The sequence below is a fragment of the Rhizobium sp. S152 genome (assembly GCF_030380735.1).
Lineage (GTDB): Bacteria > Pseudomonadota > Alphaproteobacteria > Rhizobiales > Rhizobiaceae > Rhizobium.
Genome location: NZ_JAUDRZ010000030.1, coordinates 318,399 through 335,821 on the forward strand (window position 1 = coordinate 318,399; position 17,423 = coordinate 335,821).

A 17,423-nucleotide genomic window follows, 5' to 3' on the forward strand; every position below is an offset into this window, starting at 1 on the left:
TAAATCTTGCTGATGACGTCTGAAACCGGCCTTGCTGCCGTTGCGAATTGGCGCGCCCTTGACGATTATGGAATGATTCCGTTGGTGTGTTTCGGCAGTGTGTTTTAGCCGGTTCGGAAGTGGTAAGCGTCGTTCCAGCGCCGCGCGCCATTGTGCAGGTGTTCCGTTGTAGCATAGCTGTCATGTCCAAGGGGACGCGGGCCATGGCGAAGCTTGAAAAGCGTAGTCAGAACCTCCACTTGTACACCAAGTGAGAGTGCGGTCGGTCTTGAACGGCCGCCCAGAAGAGCCCGGCAACGGGACGATGGAAAGGAAATAAAATGACGAAGAAAACGTCAGTTGCGAGCAGCGTCGCCTATCCGGTTTTGCCCCTGCGTGACATCGTGGTCTTCCCGCATATGATCGTGCCGCTTTTCGTCGGCCGGGAAAAGTCGATCCGCGCGCTCGAAGAGGTCATGGGTTCCGACAAGCAGATCATGCTCGTTACCCAGATCAATGCGAGCGATGATGATCCGGATCCTTCCGCTATCCACAAGGTTGGCACTGTCGCAAACGTTCTGCAGCTGTTGAAGCTGCCCGATGGCACAGTGAAGGTTCTCGTCGAGGGCCGCGCCCGTGCCGAGATCGACACCTATACCGATCGCGAAGATTTCTATGAAGCGCTCGGTCATGTGCTCGAAGAGCCGAATGACGATCCGGTCGAACTCGAAGCGCTCAGCCGCTCCGTGGTTTCGGAATTCGAGAGCTACGTAAAGCTCAACAAGAAGATCTCTCCGGAGGTTGTTGGCGCCGCAAGCCAGATCGACGACTACTCGAAGCTGGCCGATACGGTCGCCTCGCACCTGTCGATCAAGATCACCGAGAAGCAGGAGATGCTGGAAACCACCAGCGTCAAGGCACGCCTTGAAAAGGCGCTCGGCTTCATGGAAGGCGAGATCTCGGTCCTTCAGGTCGAGAAGCGTATCCGCTCGCGCGTCAAGCGCCAGATGGAGAAGACCCAGCGCGAATACTACCTGAACGAACAGATGAAGGCGATCCAGAAAGAGCTCGGCGACGGCGAGGAAGGCCGCGACGAGATGGCCGAACTGGAAGAGCGCATCTCCAAGACCAAGCTCTCCAAGGAAGGTCGCGAGAAGGCCGATGCCGAGCTTAAGAAGCTCCGGCAGATGAGCCCGATGTCGGCCGAAGCTACGGTGGTGCGCAACTATCTCGACTGGCTGCTGGGTATCCCGTGGTCGAAGAAGTCGAAGATCAAGACGGACCTCAACAACGCCGAGAAGATCCTCGAAGCCGATCACTTCGGTCTCGACAAGGTCAAGGAACGCATCGTCGAGTATCTGGCGGTTCAGGCCCGCGCGACCAAGATCAAGGGGCCGATCCTGTGCCTCGTCGGCCCTCCGGGTGTCGGCAAGACCTCACTCGCCCAGTCGATCGCCAAGGCGACCGGCCGTGAGTATGTTCGCATGGCTCTCGGTGGCGTTCGTGACGAAGCTGAAATCCGCGGTCACCGCCGCACCTATATTGGCTCGATGCCCGGCAAGGTCATCCAGTCGATGAAGAAGGCGAAGAAGTCCAACCCGCTCTTCCTGCTCGACGAGATCGACAAGATGGGCCAGGACTTCCGTGGTGATCCGTCTTCGGCTCTGCTCGAAGTGCTGGACCCGGCCCAGAACTCGACCTTCATGGACCACTACCTGGAAGTCGAATACGACCTGTCGGACGTGATGTTCATCACGACGGCGAATACGCTGAACATCCCGGCGCCCCTGATGGACCGCATGGAAGTCATCCGCATCGCCGGCTACACCGAAGACGAGAAGCGCGAAATCGCCAAGCGGCACCTGCTGCCGAAGGCCATCAAGGAGCATGCCCTGCAGCCCGAGGAATTCTCGGTGAGCGACGATGCCCTGATGGCGATCAGCCAGCAGTACACCCGCGAAGCCGGTGTTCGTAGCTTCGAACGCGAGCTGATGAAGCTCGCCCGCAAGGCGGTAACTGAGATCATCAAGGGCAAGACGAAGTCGGTCGCGGTCACCGCTGCCAACATCTCAGATTACCTGGGTGTTCCGCGCTATCGTCACGGCGAGGCCGAGGGTGAGGATCAGGTCGGTGTCGTTACCGGTCTGGCCTGGACGGAAGTCGGCGGCGAGCTGCTGACGATCGAAGGCGTGATGATGCCGGGCAAGGGTCGCATGACCGTGACCGGCAACCTGAAGGACGTGATGAAGGAATCGATCTCGGCGGCGGCATCCTATGTTCGCAGCAGGGCCGTCGATTTCGGCATCGAGCCGCCGCGTTTCGATAAGTCGGACATCCACGTCCACGTGCCGGAAGGTGCCACCCCGAAGGACGGCCCGTCGGCCGGCGTCGGCATGGCAACCGCGATCGTCTCGATCATGACTGGCATCCCTGTTCGCAAGGACGTGGCGATGACCGGCGAGATCACGCTTCGCGGTCGCGTCCTGCCGATCGGCGGTCTGAAGGAAAAGCTGCTCGCGGCACTTCGCGGCGGCATCAAGACCGTTCTGATCCCGGAAGAAAACGCCAAGGATCTGGCGGATATTCCGGACAATGTGAAGAACAACATGGAGATCATCCCGGTGTCCCGCATGGGTGAGGTGATCAAGCATGCTCTGGTCCGCAGACCGGAGGCGATCGAGTGGGATGGCACGGTGGAAACCCCTGTTATCGCAACGGTCGAAGGGCACGACGAAACTGGCAGTTCCATCGCTCATTGAGCTTTGTTTGCCACATTCGTGCCCCATTGCTTAAAAACCCTGAAAAGGCTGGCGTTTTCGCCAGCCTTTTTTTGTGAAAACCGCGCGGAGACGCTTGCTTTTCCTTTATTTGCAGGCTCTTTGGGGTGCGGCGGGCCTGATGCACCATATTCCGTGCCCGGCTATAGATTTGAGTCGTTTCGAACCATTTGAAAGGGGTGGAAACATGAACAAGAATGAACTCGTGTCCGCAGTTGCCGAAAAGGCAGGACTCTCGAAGACCGACGCTGCTTCGGCAGTTGATGCTGTTTTCGAAGTTGTTCAGGCTGAACTTAAGGGCAAGGGCGACGTTCGCCTCGCTGGTTTCGGTAGCTTCACCGTTTCCCATCGCGCTGCCACCAAGGGCCGCAATCCGTCCACCGGCGCTGAAGTCGATATCCCGGCTCGCAACGTGCCGAAGTTCACGCCCGGCAAGGGCCTGAAGGAAGCCGTCAACGGCTGATATGAATTGCTTGGTTGCCGGGCGACGAGGCCGGTGGCGCAAGTTTCGGAGGGTTCGGCGAAAGCCGGACCCTTTTTGTGTTTCATTGGCCTTGCCGTCCTTTGAGCTTTGTCCTAGGCAGGATTTGTTCTCAGGGCGGGGTGAAATTCCCCACCGGCGGTAAAGGGGCGTTGCCTCAAGCCCGCGAGCGCCTTTCGGCAAAACCGGAAGGGTCAGCAGATCCGGTGCGATTCCGGAGCCGACGGTCATAGTCCGGATGGAAGAGAATGAATGGAATGTGTCCGGGGCAGGGGGCTGCCCGCGACCGTGTGCCGTTCATGCGTCCTGATTTGTGTTGGTCCTTGGATATGGATGAATGACATGAATCAGCATTCGGATGCGTTTGCCGCGTCGCGCGCCTTGGCCGGAGCCGGCTGGATGGTGCTTGCAGGCATAGCCTTTGCAATTCTCAACGTCGTCACGCAATGGCTGACGATGAAGCTCGGTTTCCCCTCGGCATCGACCGCGTTCTGGCAATATGCCTTCGCGCTGGTCTTCTCATTGCCATTCTTGAAAAAGGTCGGCCTGTCGGCCATGCGTACGCGTTATCCGTGGCGCCATGTCATTCGCGTGGCTTTGGCGGCATTCGGCGTGGAGGCATGGATTGCGGGTCTTGCCGTGGTGCCGATCTGGCAGGCGATCGCGCTCGTCATGACCTCGCCCTTCTTCATCATCCTGGGCGCCAGGCTCTTCCTCGGAGAGCAGGTCGGCGCCGCGCGCTGGATGGCGACAGCGGTCGGCTTTGCCGGCGCCATGATCATCTTGCAGCCGTGGTCCGACAGCTTCACCTGGGCGGCCTTCCTGCCGATCCTGTCGGCACTGCTATGGGGCGCCTCGTCGCTGATGACGAAAAGCCTCACGGGCATCGAGAAGCCGGAGACCATCACCGTATGGCTGTTGTTGCTGCTGACGCCGATCAATGGCGGCCTCGCGCTTGCGGCAGGCTTTGCGATGCCGACGGGCATGACGCTCGTGCTCTTCGTCGCAGCGGGACTACTGACGGTCATGGCGCAGTATTTCCTGACGCTGGCCTACACCGTCGCCGATGCCGCCTATGTCCAGCCTTTCGACGACCTGAAACTGCCGCTCAACGTCATCGCGGGTTGGCTGTTCTTCGGTTACGCGCCGGCGGGCTATCTATGGATCGGTGCGTTGCTCATCCTCGGCGCATCCCTCTTCATCATGCGCAACGAACTGAAGCGCGAAAGGGCGAGCGTTTAAACAATTATCGGACGATGTGACGTGCACAAAAAAATGGCCGGAGAATATCCGGCCATTTGCAGATCTGAGGATCGTTCCTACCAGCGCTGATGCACATGCGGTGCGATCAGCCGGCCGTAGATCTCGCGCGTTGCCTCCATCACGTCATGCGACAGCGGCTCAAGGCTTGCGGCAGCGGCGTTGGCCTTCGCCTGCTCGGCATTGCGCGCGCCGGGGATGACGACGGTCACGGCGTCGCTCATCAGGATCCAGCGCAGCGCGAAGGCCGCCATCGTCGCACCTTCAGGCACCAGCTTGCGGATTTCTTCCACGGCCTGCAGCCCGATCTCAAACGGCACACCGGCGAATGTCTCGCCGACGTCGAACGCCTCGCCGTGGCGGTTGAAATTGCGGTGGTCGTCCTTCGCGAATGTCGTGGCACCGGTGATCTTGCCCGAAAGCAGCCCGCTTGCCAGCGGCACGCGCGCGATAATGGCGATATTCTTTTCATGCGCCTGCTGGAAGAACAGGTGATCCGGCCGCTGGCGGAAGATGTTGTAGATGATCTGGATGCTGGCGACGCCGGGAAACTCGATTGCCTTCAGCGCCTCTTCGACCTTCTCGACGCTCACGCCATAACCCATGATCTTGCCGGCCTTCTGTAGCTCGCTCAGGCCCTCGAATACCTCAGGGCGATAGAGCACGTCCGTCGGCGGGCAGTGCAATTGCACGAGGTCGAGGCTGTCGACACGCAGGCTCTTCAGGCTGCGGTCGATGAAGCTTTCGAGATTGGCCTTGGTGTAGCCATCCGCCACATGCGGATTGAGCCGCCGCCCCGCCTTGGTCGCCACCATCGGGCGCTCGCCGCCACGGCTATCGAGAACGTCGGCGATGATCTTTTCCGATCGGCCGTCGCCGTAGACGTCGGCCGTGTCGATGAAGGTCATGCCGGCATCGAGTGCCGCGTTAAGCGCCTCACGCCCGTCAGCCTCGCTGACGTCGCCCCAGGAACCACCGATCTGCCAGGCGCCGAAACCAATATTGGTGACGGTGTGGGGAAGGTGGCCGAAAGAATGCTGTTTCATGATAGTCCTCCGCGCATGATTGTCGGATTTCGGACTAACAGCCCGCCGGAGACCCGGCAAGCACTCTCATCGTTCGGTCGATCACCTGAGTCGGTGATTCCAGTGGCTCTTAGAGCCGCTTCAGGCAGTACGAGAAATGCGCGTGCGACTCGACCGTCAAGAACTCGAACTGCCAGCCATAGTCCTTGCAGAACTTGTTCACCGCCTCGACGACGCCATAGACGATCGGCTTGACGGTGTTGCCGGTGCAGAAGTCATGCCCGGCGATCCGGCCCGTGCGCTTCACCTTCTTCTCGCAGATGAGCAGCTCCTGCCAGGTCAGTTCGAACGAGTGATCGGTATCGATATAGGCCCAATCGAGAAAATCATCCTCGAATTCGGCGAGCTTTTCCAGCGACGTGCCCTGCATCAGCTGCAACTGCCCGCTTTCGATCTGCTTGCCGAATTGCGTATGAATCTGGTCGAGACCGGAGCTGTAGCGGTCCATGCTCCAGGGATCGATCAGGTAAAGCTGCGCGGGGCGATTCTTCTCGAGAATTTCGGCCGTATATTCGCCGAAGGCCGCGCCCACTTCGACGCCGATTCCACCGTGGGGAATGCGGTAAAGCAATTCGCCCCGATCCGGCAGCAGCCGCGCGTTCTCCATATGGTGCGCCGAAAGCTGAGTCCGTGGCATGGCCGCCCTTTGCGCCTGCCGTTCTTCGCGTGTTTTCATGGATCTGTCTCTGCTTGTGATTTCGGCCGGAACCTAATCGCCGAGACATGCAAAGGCAACCGCGCCGGTGACGGCGCTGGAGAACTGGAGATCAAATAAAAGGGAAGGAATGGTGGGCGATGAGAGACTCGAACTCCCGACATCCTCGGTGTAAACGAGGCGCTCTACCAACTGAGCTAATCGCCCTTCGCTCTGCGGATCATGTCCGCCGCGTCGGTGGCCGTGATCTATGCGGATCGCGCAAAAACCGCAAGAGCGTTTGTGAAGATTTTTTGATTTTTTTCGACCGGCTCCCGTGGCCGTGGTGTTTTTGAGGATTTCACGCCTGTGGAAAAAGATCAGGGCAGGGGAGTAGCAGTCGCTTGAAGCAGTGCTTGCGCTCGGGAACATAAGGCATCGATCGGCGAGCGAATTTTATTCCCCACAAACAATTCGACAACTGTCATCGTTTTGTCTCCAAACCTGCTTGACACTGAAAAGCGAACCCCTTAGTTAGCCGCTCATCGAAGCGGCAAGCCTGCTTTGACAAGGACGCGAAAGCTTCCGGATTGCTTGAAATGAATGCGGGTGTAGCTCAGTCGGTTAGAGTGCCGGCCTGTCACGCCGGAGGTCGCGGGTTCGAGCCCCGTCACTCGCGCCATTTCAATGCAGGTGCAAATGCACTCCGGTCTGTTTTCGATCCGTAATGCGCGGGTGTAGCTCAGTCGGTTAGAGTGCCGGCCTGTCACGCCGGAGGTCGCGGGTTCGAGCCCCGTCACTCGCGCCATTTCTTACAGAGAAATGAATTCCGGAAATACCGTCTAAAACCGGTGATATTCAAGCAAAGACGTTCTCTCCGCAGGTCACATTTCACTTGAGCTATGCGCTGGGCGCTGGTCAGGCATGCAACTCGAATCACTGTGCGCGGTTTTGTCGCGACATCATTGCATCTGCTTGATAAAGTCCGCCCCCGACGACCTGATTGGCTTTCTAAAAGTCTTGCGCCGTGGCTCCGGCTGCGCTAACCACGGCGGGATTACAACGCACGTTCGCTTGCCGGGCAAATGCCCACTCGCGCCTCCCGGCGCACGGCAAGCAGGGATGAACCTGATGACTGGACTTCTCAGTTCCTATATTCCGATCGCGATCTTCATTGGTATTGCCGCCGTCATCGGCCTTTCGCTGCTGATTGCGCCGTTCGCTGTCGCCTACAAGGCGCCCGATCCGGAAAAGCTTTCGGCCTTCGAGTGCGGCTTCAACGCCTTCGACGATGCACGCATGAAGTTCGATATCCGATTCTATCTGGTATCGATTCTCTTCATCATCTTCGACCTCGAGGTCGCCTTCCTCTTCCCGTGGGCCGTGTCCTTCGGTGCGATCGGCTGGTTCGGCTTCTGGTCCATGATGGTCTTCCTTGGCGTGCTGACCATTGGCTTTATCTATGAATGGAAAAAGGGAGCCCTGGAATGGGAGTAGCCCCAACCGACAAGGCGCTCGTGGCGCCGCATCCGAAAGGCATCATCGACCCGGCAACGGGCAAGCCAATCGGTAGCGACAGTGCGTTCTTCGGCGAGATCAACGACGAACTGGCCGACAAGGGTTTCCTGGTCACCTCCACTCGCGATCTGATCACCTGGGCCCGTACGGGCTCGCTGATGTGGATGCAGTTCGGTCTTGCCTGCTGCGCCGTCGAAGGCCTGATGCAGGTTTCCGGTCCGCGTTACGACATGGAGCGCTTCGGTGTTGCTCCGCGCGCCTCGCCGCGCCAGTCCGACGTCATGATCGTTGCCGGCACGCTCACCAACAAGATGGCGCCCGCGCTCCGCAAGGTCTACGACCAGATGCCCGAGCCGCGTTACGTCATCTCGATGGGCTCCTGCGCAAACGGTGGCGGCTACTATCACTATTCCTATTCGGTCGTGCGTGGCTGCGACCGTGTCGTTCCTGTCGATATCTACGTGCCGGGCTGTCCCCCCACGGCAGAGGCGCTTCTCTACGGAGTGCTGCTTCTGCAGAAAAAGATACGTCGAACCGGTACGATCGAGCGCTGAGGGCGGAGGACTGTCATGACTGAAGCCTTGAGCGAACTGTCTTCGTATCTCCGCGAAATGCGCGGCGATCTTATTCTCGATGCCTCCATCAGCTACGACGAGCTGAATGTCACTGCGACGCCGGAAGCCATTCTGCCGCTGCTGACATTCCTGCGTGACGATGCGCGTTGCGGCTTCATCAGCATGATCGACATCTGCGGCGTAGACTGGCCGCAGCGCGAAAAGCGCTTCGATGTCGTCTATCATCTGCTGTCGCCGAAGCAGAACCTGCGCATCCGCGTGAAGGTCGCCGTCGAGGATGGCGAGTCCGTGCCGTCGGCAACGTCCGTCTTCATGGGCGCCGAATGGTTCGAGCGCGAAGCCTGGGACATGTACGGTATTCCGTTCTCCGGCCATGCCGACCTTCGCCGCATCCTGACGGACTACGGCTTCGAAGGTCATCCGCTGCGCAAGGACTTCCCGACGACGGGTTACGTCGAGGTGCGTTATGACGATGCCGCCAAGCGCGTCGTCTACGAGCCCGTCGAACTGAAGCAGGAATTCCGCAATTTCGATTTCACGTCCCCGTGGGAAGGCACTGACTACGTACTTCCGGGAGACGAGAAGGCTGCGAATTAAGATGAGGCTCGACTGTCTTGAAGCCTCTCCGTTCGCCGTCTCATGCCAATTGCAAGCGCGGAGCGCGTCGCTATGACTGAACATAACGTTCGCAACTTTACGATCAACTTCGGACCGGAGCACCCGTCCGCGCACGGCGTTCTGCGTCTCGTGCTCGAACTCGATGGCGAAATCATCGAGCGCGTCGATCCGCATATCGGCCTGCTGCACCGCGGCACCGAGAAGCTGATCGAATCGAAGACCTATCTTCAGGCCGTTCCTTATTTCGATCGTCTCGACTACGTCGCGCCGATGAACCAGGAGCACGCTTTCGCGCTCGCCGTCGAAAAGATGCTGAAGCTCGAGATTCCGATTCGCGGTCAGCTGATTCGAGTTCTGTACTCCGAAATTGGCCGAATCTTGTCGCACATCATGAACGTGACGACGCAGGCTATGGACGTCGGCGCGATGACGCCGCCGGTCTGGGGCTTCGAAGAACGTGAAAAGCTCATGGTGTTCTACGAGCGCGCCTGCGGCGCCCGTATGCACTCGGCATACTTCCGTCCTGGTGGTGTTCACCAGGACATTCCGCAGGAACTGGTCGAGGATATCGGCAAGTGGTGCGATCCCTTCATCAAGGTTCTCGACGATATCGAAGGCCTTTTGACCGACAACCGCATCTTCAAGCAGCGTAACGTCGATATCGGCGTCGTGTCGCTGGCCGATGCCTGGTCCTGGGGCTTCTCGGGCGTGATGGTTCGCGGTTCCGGCGCTGCCTGGGACCTGCGTCGTTCGCAGCCTTACGAGTGCTACAACGATCTCGAATTCGACATCGCCATCGGCAAGAACGGCGACTGCTATGACCGTTACCTGATCCGCATGATCGAAATGCGCCAGTCCGTCCGCATCATGAAGCAGTGCGTCAACCGCCTGCTCGGCGATGCCAAAGTTGGCCCGGTCTCGTCGATCGACGGCAAGGTCGTTCCGCCGAAGCGTGGCGAGATGAAGCGCTCGATGGAAGCGCTGATCCACCACTTCAAGCTCTACACCGAAGGCTACCATGTCCCGGCCGGCGAAGTGTACGCGGCCGTCGAAGCGCCGAAGGGTGAGTTTGGCGTCTACGTCGTCGCCGACGGCAGCAACAAGCCCTACCGTTGCAAGATCCGCGCCCCGGGCTATGCCCACCTGCAGGCGATGGACTTCCTGTGCAAGGGCCACATGCTTGCCGACGTGACCGCCGTTCTCGGCTCGCTCGACATCGTGTTTGGCGAGGTTGACCGCTGATGAAACTGCTGTCGGCCGCCACCATCGTTCTCCTCTCGGCTTCCGGAGCGCTCGCTCGGGAAGCCGGCGGATTCGGTCCCAAGCTGGGCCAGGACGAAGTGGCGCCACCGGCATCGAAAGCCTCCATGGGCGAGCTTTTGTCCAAGGGCTATGAAATCAAGGCCGCCGTTCCGAACGGCGGCATGTTTGTTGTGTTTTTGCAAAAAGACCAGTCGGCCTACGCTTGCGAGATGAAGTCTCTGACGACATCGCAGTGTGGCGCCCTAAACTGACAAGGCGTGAGGAAGAATGTCCGTTCGTCGATTAGCCGAAGATCAATTCCAGCCTGCCGCGTTCGCCTTCAATGACGAGAACGCGGCCTGGGCGGATAAGACGATCCAGAAATATCCCGCAGGCCGCCAGCAGTCCGCGGTCATTCCGTTGTTGATGCGGGCGCAGGAACAGGACGGCTGGGTCACGCGCGCCGCGATCGAAAAGATCGCCGACATGCTCGACATGGCCTATATCCGTGTCCTCGAGGTCGCGACCTTCTACACACAGTTCCAGCTCGGCCCGGTCGGCACGCGCGCTCACATCCAGGTTTGCGGCACCACGCCCTGCATGCTGCGCGGTTCGGAAGGCCTGATGTCGGTCTGCAAGAGCAAGATCCACAACCACCCGTTCGAGCGCAATGCCGAAGGCACGCTGTCCTGGGAAGAGGTCGAATGTCTCGGGGCTTGTGTCAACGCGCCCATGGTCATGATCGGCAAGGATACCTATGAGGATCTGACGCCGGCACGCCTGGAAGAGATCATCGATACGTTCCAGGCGGGCAACGGCGCGAGCATCACGCCCGGCCCGCAGATCGATCGTCATTTCTCGTCGCCTGAAGGCGGCCCGACGTCGCTGACCGACGAAGAGCCGAAGAAGAAGGTCTCTGCCAAGAAGGTCGTCGCCGACGCAGCCACCGCCACCGTCGATGCAGCGCCGGTTCCTCCGTCCGAGGCCGCGCGCGCCAAGAGCACCGACGCTGAAACCAACGCCGCCCTGAAAACGCCGGTGACGGCGCCGAAGGCGGCGGCAAAAAACGCCAAGGCGGTTGAAGAACAGCCAGGCGTAGCCGCCCCGGCTCCGGCGACGGCAAAGCCGGCCCTGACCGACAAGAACCGTCCTGCTGGTATCGAGCGGCCGGCCGCGCCTGATGACCTGAAGCTGATCTCCGGCGTCGGTCCGAAGATCGAGGGCACGCTCCACGAGCTCGGCATCTTCACCTTCGCGCAAGTTGCGGGTTGGAAGAAGGCGGAACGCGAGTGGGTGGATGGCTACCTGAACTTCAAGGGTCGCATCGAGCGTGACGACTGGGTCAAGCAGGCCAAGGCGCTCGCCAAGGGCGGCGAAGCGGAATATATCAAGGTCTTCGGTAAGAAGCCGCGGTAAGAGGTGAAGCATGTTACAAGATAAAGATCGCATCTTTACCAATATCTACGGCCTCAAGGACAAGTCCCTGAAGGGCGCGATGAGCCGCGGCCATTGGGATGGCACCAAGCAGATCCTCGAAAAGGGTCGCGACTGGATCATCAACGAGATGAAGGCTTCCGGTCTTCGCGGCCGTGGTGGCGCAGGCTTCCCGACCGGCCTCAAGTGGTCCTTCATGCCGAAGGAAAATGACGGCCGCCCGCACTATCTGGTCGTGAACGCCGACGAATCCGAACCCGGCACCTGTAAGGACCGTGACATCATGCGTCACGATCCGCACACGCTGATCGAAGGCTGCGTCATCGCCTCGTTCGCCATGGGCGCGAATGCTGCCTACATCTACGTCCGTGGTGAGTACATCCGCGAGCGCGAAGCCCTCCAGGCCGCGATCGACGAGTGCTACGATTTCGGTCTGCTCGGCAAGAACAACAAGCTCGGCTACCCGATGGACATCTATGTCCACCACGGCGCTGGCGCCTATATCTGCGGCGAAGAAACCGCACTTCTCGAAAGCCTGGAAGGCAAGAAGGGCCAGCCGCGCCTGAAGCCACCATTCCCGGCCAACATGGGCCTCTACGGCTGCCCGACCACCGTCAACAACGTCGAGTCGATCGCCGTTGCTCCGACGATTCTCCGTCGCGGCGCCGGCTGGTTCTCGGCACTCGGTCGCCCGAACAATGTCGGCACCAAGCTGTTCATGCTGTCGGGTCACGTCAACAAGCCGTGCACCGTCGAAGAAGAAATGGGCATCACCTTCCGCGAGCTGGTCGACAAGCACGCTGGCGGTATCCGCGGCGGCTGGGACAACCTGCTTGCTGTCATTCCGGGTGGTGCATCGTGCCCGATCGTTCCCGCCAAGGACATGATCGACGTGCCGATGGACTTCGATGGCCTGCGTTCGGTCGGCTCGTCCTTCGGTACGGCCGCCTCGATCGTCATGGACAAGTCCACCGACGTCATCAAGGCGATCGCCCGTATCTCGGCTTTCTTCAAGCACGAGAGCTGCGGCCAGTGCACGCCGTGCCGCGAAGGCACTGGCTGGATGTGGCGCGTCATGGAGCGCATGGCCAAGGGCAACGCCCAGAAGCGCGAAATCGACATGCTCTTCGCCGTCACCAAGCAGATCGAAGGCCACACCATCTGTGCGCTCGGCGATGCTGCCGCATGGCCGGTGCAGGGTCTGATCCGTAACTTCCGTCACGAGATCGAAGCGCGTATCGACCAGTATACGGCGAATGCGATGGATCACGGTGCGGTTCTCGAGGCTGCTGAGTAAAGCTGATGACGAAGGCGTCCGACAGCATGAAGAAGGAAGGAGCGGCCGATTTCTCGGCTGACTTCGGCCGTCTTGCTGCCGAGATGTTGGAAAATGCCCGCGCCTTGCCGCTGCCGCCGCTGATGGTCAATCCTGCCGCCGCCATGGCAGCCGCGACCGCGATCGGCTTCGGCTTCTCGACGCAGATGGCCGGCGCCTTCCTCGGTGCCCTTCAGGGCGCCATGGAAGCATCGAACAAGCTGGCGGCCGCTCTCGACGAGACGCCGCCAGATGAAGTGAAGCCCGAGATGGACGTGAAGCCGGAGAATATCCGGGCAGCGCGCCCGAAGAAGGCGACGAGCCGGATGCAACTGGCGGAAAAGCCTGTTGCATCACCAAAGGCCGCACCCGCCGTGAAGCGGGTGGTCAAAACGGCGAAGATCGGCGACCTGAAGCGGATTTCGGGCATCGGTCCGAAGCTCGAGCAGGTGCTGATTGCCAAGGGCATCGTCAGCCTCGCCGAGATCGCCGCGTGGTCGGATGCGGCTATTGCTCGCGTCGATGCGGAGCTTGGTCTCGACGGACGCATCGCCCGCGACGACTGGGTGGCGCAGGCCAAGGCGCTGACGGCGACGGGCCGGAAACGAAAGTGAAGACCGGCCGCCTCTCGCGGCTGGAGAAGAGACAGGACTGAGCGGCGCGGGGAGGGTCCCAATGCTGTGGAGGTCGCAGGCCGGTTCCCGGGCCTCGGGGGGCGGAAACGAAAATTGGAACGACACCATGCCAGCGGGATCGAAATCCGGCCTGGCAGTGGAAACGTTGCAGAATAGGTTTGTTTGCCGCCATCCGGCGAACGGAAAACAGGACTGAGTGACGATGGCAAAACTGAAGATTGACGGTAACGAGATCGAAGTCCCGGATCATTACACCCTCATCCAGGCGTGTGAGGAAGCCGGTGCTGAAGTTCCGCGCTTCTGCTTCCACGAACGCCTTTCGGTTGCCGGCAACTGCCGCATGTGCCTCGTCGAGGTCAAGGGTGGTCCGCCGAAGCCGCAGGCATCCTGCGCCATGGGCGTGCGCGATATCCGCGGCGGCCCGAACGGCGAACTGCCGGAAGTTTTCACCAACACGCCGATGGTCAAGAAGGCCCGCGAAGGCGTGATGGAGTTCCTGCTGATCAACCATCCGCTGGATTGCCCGATCTGCGACCAGGGTGGCGAATGCGATCTGCAGGACCAGGCAATGGCCTTCGGCATCGCCGGCTCGCGTTATCAGGAAGACAAGCGCGCCGTCGAGGACAAGTACATTGGACCGCTCGTCAAGACGGTCATGAACCGCTGCATTCACTGCACGCGCTGCGTCCGCTTCACCACCGAGGTCGCCGGCATTGCCGAGCTTGGCCTGATCGGTCGTGGCGAAGACGCCGAGATCACCACCTATCTCGAGCAGGCCATGACCTCCGAGCTCCAGGGCAATGTTGTTGACCTCTGCCCGGTCGGTGCGCTGACCTCGAAGCCCTTTGCGTTCACTGCCCGTCCGTGGGAACTGAACAAGACCGAAACGATCGACGTCATGGACGCGCTCGGTTCGGCCATCCGCGTCGACACCCGCGGCCGCGAAGTCATGCGCGTCATGCCGCGCGTCAACGAGCAGATCAACGAAGAGTGGATCTCCGACAAGACTCGCTTCATCTGGGATGGTCTGAAGACGCAGCGTCTCGACAAGCCTTACGTCCGCAAGGACGGCCGCCTGCTGCCCGCCAGCTGGGCCGAAGCCTTCGGCGCCATCAAGGGTGCGGTTTCCGCAACCTCGGGCGACAAGATCGGTGCCATCGCCGGCGACCTCGCTTCCGTCGAAGAAATGTACGCGCTTTCCGAACTGGTGAAGTCGCTCGGTTCCGAGAACCTCGACTGTCGCCAGGATGGGACGGCACTCGATCCGTCGCTCGGCCGTGCAAGCTACATCTTCAATCCGATGATCGAAGGCATCGAGCAGGCCGACGCGCTTCTCATCATCGGCGCCAACCCGCGCTTCGAAGCCGCCGTTCTCAACGCCCGCATCCGCAAGCGCTGGCGCCGCGGCAACTTCCCGATCGGCGTGATCGGCGAAGCCGGCGAACTGCGCTACGATTACGAATACCTCGGCTCCGGTCCGGATAGCCTGAAGGATCTGGTTGAAGGCAACCACAGCTTCGCCAAGGTCCTGACCGACGCCAAGAAGCCGTTGATCATCATCGGTCAGGGCGCTCTGTCGCGCGCCGATGGCGCCGGCGTTCTGGCAACGGCGGCAAAGCTCGCCGGCAATGTCGGCGCGGTCGTCGAAGGCTGGAATGGCTTCGGTGTGCTCCACACGGCAGCTGCCCGCGTCGGCGGTCTCGACCTCGGCTTCGTGCCGGGCGCCAAGGGCGTCAACGCCGCGGAAATGCTGGCGTCGATGGACGTTCTCTTCCTTCTCGGCGCCGACGAGATGAACTTCGACGCCAAGAAGGCGAAGTTCACAGTCTACATCGGTTCGCACGGCGACCAGGGCGCGCAGAATGCGGACGTCATCCTGCCGGCCGCCGCCTACACCGAAAAGTCCGGCACCTGGGTCAACACCGAGGGCCGCGTACAGATGGGCAATCGCGCGGGCTTTGCGCCTGGCGACGCTCGCGAAGATTGGGCTATCATCCGCGCACTCTCCGACGTGCTCGGCAAGAAGCTTCCGTTCGATTCGCTGAGCCAGCTGCGCGCTAGGCTTTACCAGGCGTTCCCGCACTTCGCTGATCTCGACGAGATTGCCGAAAGCGACAGCGCCAAAATTGCCGCAGTTGCGAAAAAAGCCGGCAAGACCAACAAATCCGGGTTTGCGTCGCCTGTGAAAGACTTCTATTTGACGAACCCAATCGCGCGCGCGTCGGCTGTCATGGCCGAGTGCTCGGCATTGGCCCGCAACAACTTCAAAGTCGCGGCAGAGTAAGGGCAGGGGACTATGGAATCGTTCTTTTCAACATATGTCTGGCCAGGCCTCATCATGGTCGGTCAGTCGCTTCTCGTCCTCGTCTGCCTCCTCGTCTTCATCGCCTACATTCTGCTGGCCGACCGTAAGATCTGGGCGGCCGTACAGTTGCGTCGTGGTCCGAATGTGGTGGGTCCGTTCGGCCTTTTCCAGTCCTTCGCCGACCTTTTGAAGTTCGTCTTCAAGGAGCCGATCATTCCGGCCGGCGCCGACAAGGCCGTCTTCCTGCTGGCGCCGCTGGTCACCGTGCTTCTGGCGCTGTCGACGTGGGCCGTGGTGCCGTTCGCCGATGGCTGGGTGATCTCCAACATCAATGTCGGCATTCTCTACATCTTCGCGATCTCTTCGCTTGAAGTGTACGGCGTGATCATGGGCGGCTGGGCGTCGAACTCGAAGTACCCGTTCCTCGGCGCGCTTCGCTCGGCGGCGCAGATGGTGTCCTACGAAGTCTCGATCGGTTTCGTCATCGTCACCGTCCTGCTCTGCGTGGGCTCGCTGAACCTGACCGACATCGTGCACGCTCAGCAGAGCGGTATCGGAACGCGCCTCGGCATGCCGTCGTCCTTCCTGGACTGGCATTGGCTCGCCCTGTTCCCGATGTTCATCATCTTCTTCATCTCGGCGCTGGCTGAAACCAACCGTCCACCCTTCGACCTTCCGGAAGCCGAATCCGAACTCGTCGCCGGCTTCATGGTCGAGTACGGCTCCGCGCTCTACATGATGTTCATGCTCGGCGAATACGCGGCCATCGTCCTGATGTGCTCGCTGACGACGATCCTGTTCCTCGGGGGCTGGCTGCCGCCGGTCGACGTCTGGTTCCTGAACTGGGTTCCCGGCATCATCTGGTTCATGCTGAAGTCGTGCATGGTGTTCTTCATGTTCGCGATGGTGAAGGCATTCGTGCCGCGCTACCGCTACGACCAGCTCATGCGTCTCGGCTGGAAGGTTTTCCTTCCGCTGTCGCTGGCCATGGTCATTATCGTTGCATTCGTTCTGAAGCTGATGGGTTCGTAATCATGGCGACCCTCGTTTCAGGCAAACTTGGAGATTGAAGATGGCAGGCTTGTCCAACGCTGTCAGCTCGTTGTTCCTTCGGGAGTTCATCAGCGCGTTCTGGCTGACGTTCCGTTACATTTTCAAGCAGAAGGCAACGGTCAACTATCCGTTCGAAAAGGGGCCGGTCAGCCCGCGCTTCCGTGGCGAACATGCGCTGCGTCGCTATCCCAATGGCGAAGAGCGTTGCATCGCCTGCAAACTGTGCGAAGCGATCTGTCCTGCTCAGGCGATCACCATCGAAGCCGGCCCGCGCCGCAACGATGGGACGCGCCGCACGGTTCGTTACGACATCGACATGGTGAAATGCATCTATTGCGGCTTCTGCCAGGAGGCTTGCCCGGTTGATGCGATCGTAGAAGGTCCGAATTTCGAATTTGCGACGGAAACCCGCGAAGAGCTCTACTTCGACAAGCAGAAGCTCCTCGACAACGGTGACCGGTGGGAGCGCGAAATCGCGCGCAACATCGCACTCGATGCGCCGTACCGTTGAT

The 17,423-nt window shown here is 60.3% G+C and carries 16 protein-coding genes, 3 tRNA genes and 1 riboswitch; of the genes, 16 read left to right on the forward strand and 3 right to left on the reverse strand.

Annotated features, from left to right (window positions below):
* Positions 1–320 precede the first annotated feature (320 nt).
* The 3 genes from lon (at position 321) to QTL95_RS26285 (ending at position 4,479) form a co-directional block, all read left to right on the forward strand.
* Positions 321–2,738 (forward strand): endopeptidase La, encoded by a 2,418-nt coding sequence (lon, locus tag QTL95_RS26275; RefSeq protein WP_289722789.1) that lies wholly within the window; start codon positions 321–323, stop codon positions 2,736–2,738.
* Positions 2,739–2,943: 205 nt separating this feature from the next.
* Positions 2,944–3,219 carry a DNA-binding protein HupB gene (gene hupB / locus QTL95_RS26280; protein ID WP_018900220.1) on the forward strand — a complete coding sequence of 92 codons (276 nt, stop codon included), beginning with the start codon at positions 2,944–2,946 and terminating at the stop codon, positions 3,217–3,219.
* A gap of 122 nt (positions 3,220–3,341) precedes the next feature.
* Positions 3,342–3,491, forward strand: a riboswitch (FMN riboswitch).
* Between the two features lie 88 nt (positions 3,492–3,579).
* Positions 3,580–4,479: a DMT family transporter gene (locus tag QTL95_RS26285; RefSeq protein ID WP_289722790.1), complete on the forward strand. Its 900-nt coding sequence runs from the start codon at positions 3,580–3,582 to the stop codon at positions 4,477–4,479.
* Positions 4,480–4,556: 77 nt separating this feature from the next.
* On the opposite strand, the gene QTL95_RS26290 is transcribed toward QTL95_RS26285, so the two are convergent.
* The 3 genes from QTL95_RS26290 to QTL95_RS26300 form a co-directional block, all read right to left on the reverse strand.
* Positions 4,557–5,543: an aldo/keto reductase gene (locus QTL95_RS26290; protein ID WP_289722791.1), complete on the reverse strand. Its 987-nt coding sequence runs from the start codon at positions 5,541–5,543 to the stop codon at positions 4,557–4,559.
* A gap of 109 nt (positions 5,544–5,652) precedes the next feature.
* A complete protein-coding gene (locus tag QTL95_RS26295) occupies positions 5,653–6,258 on the reverse strand; it encodes a class I SAM-dependent methyltransferase (protein WP_289722792.1) in 606 nt (201 codons plus the stop codon).
* Positions 6,259–6,368: 110 nt separating this feature from the next.
* Positions 6,369–6,444 (reverse strand) — tRNA-Val (locus QTL95_RS26300).
* Positions 6,445–6,821: 377 nt separating this feature from the next.
* On the opposite strand from QTL95_RS26300, the gene QTL95_RS26305 reads away from it, so the two are divergent.
* From QTL95_RS26305 to nuoI, 13 genes are all read left to right on the forward strand, one after another.
* Positions 6,822–6,898, forward strand: a tRNA-Asp gene (locus QTL95_RS26305).
* Positions 6,899–6,947: 49 nt separating this feature from the next.
* Positions 6,948–7,024 (forward strand) — tRNA-Asp (locus QTL95_RS26310).
* 323 nt (positions 7,025–7,347) lie between these two features.
* Positions 7,348–7,713 (forward strand): NADH-quinone oxidoreductase subunit A, encoded by a 366-nt coding sequence (locus tag QTL95_RS26315; protein WP_289722793.1) that lies wholly within the window; start codon positions 7,348–7,350, stop codon positions 7,711–7,713.
* The gene (locus QTL95_RS26320; protein WP_289722794.1) at positions 7,704–8,288 is read left to right on the forward strand and encodes a NuoB/complex I 20 kDa subunit family protein; all 585 of its coding nucleotides are present in this window, start codon (positions 7,704–7,706) and stop codon (positions 8,286–8,288) included. Before QTL95_RS26315 ends, QTL95_RS26320 begins: the two co-directional genes overlap by 10 nt.
* A 15-nt stretch (positions 8,289–8,303) precedes the next feature.
* On the forward strand, positions 8,304–8,906 hold the full coding sequence (locus QTL95_RS26325; protein WP_037177488.1) for an NADH-quinone oxidoreductase subunit C: 603 nt from the start codon (positions 8,304–8,306) through the stop codon (positions 8,904–8,906).
* Positions 8,907–8,978: 72 nt separating this feature from the next.
* The gene (locus tag QTL95_RS26330) at positions 8,979–10,169 is read left to right on the forward strand and encodes an NADH-quinone oxidoreductase subunit D (protein WP_037177490.1); all 1,191 of its coding nucleotides are present in this window, start codon (positions 8,979–8,981) and stop codon (positions 10,167–10,169) included.
* A complete protein-coding gene (locus tag QTL95_RS26335) occupies positions 10,169–10,441 on the forward strand; it encodes a hypothetical protein (protein ID WP_289722795.1) in 273 nt (90 codons plus the stop codon). The genes QTL95_RS26330 and QTL95_RS26335 overlap by 1 nt, the downstream gene beginning before the upstream one ends.
* 16 nt (positions 10,442–10,457) lie before the next feature.
* Complete coding sequence (locus QTL95_RS26340) at positions 10,458–11,585, forward strand: NADH-quinone oxidoreductase subunit E (RefSeq protein WP_289722796.1); 1,128 nt, start codon at positions 10,458–10,460, stop codon at positions 11,583–11,585.
* A gap of 10 nt (positions 11,586–11,595) precedes the next feature.
* The gene (nuoF, locus tag QTL95_RS26345) at positions 11,596–12,900 is read left to right on the forward strand and encodes an NADH-quinone oxidoreductase subunit NuoF (RefSeq protein ID WP_289722797.1); all 1,305 of its coding nucleotides are present in this window, start codon (positions 11,596–11,598) and stop codon (positions 12,898–12,900) included.
* A 2-nt stretch (positions 12,901–12,902) separates the two neighbouring features.
* Complete coding sequence (locus tag QTL95_RS26350; protein WP_289723174.1) at positions 12,903–13,532, forward strand: helix-hairpin-helix domain-containing protein; 630 nt, start codon at positions 12,903–12,905, stop codon at positions 13,530–13,532.
* A gap of 223 nt (positions 13,533–13,755) precedes the next feature.
* Entirely contained in the window at positions 13,756–15,837 is a 2,082-nt protein-coding gene (gene nuoG / locus QTL95_RS26355; RefSeq protein ID WP_289722798.1) for an NADH-quinone oxidoreductase subunit NuoG, read from the forward strand.
* Between the two features lie 12 nt (positions 15,838–15,849).
* Positions 15,850–16,890, forward strand: a complete 1,041-nt coding sequence (gene nuoH, locus QTL95_RS26360; protein WP_112533636.1) for an NADH-quinone oxidoreductase subunit NuoH — start codon at positions 15,850–15,852, stop codon at positions 16,888–16,890.
* Between the two features lie 40 nt (positions 16,891–16,930).
* Positions 16,931–17,422: an NADH-quinone oxidoreductase subunit NuoI gene (gene nuoI, locus QTL95_RS26365; protein WP_037177514.1), complete on the forward strand. Its 492-nt coding sequence runs from the start codon at positions 16,931–16,933 to the stop codon at positions 17,420–17,422.
* Position 17,423 lies beyond the last annotated feature (1 nt).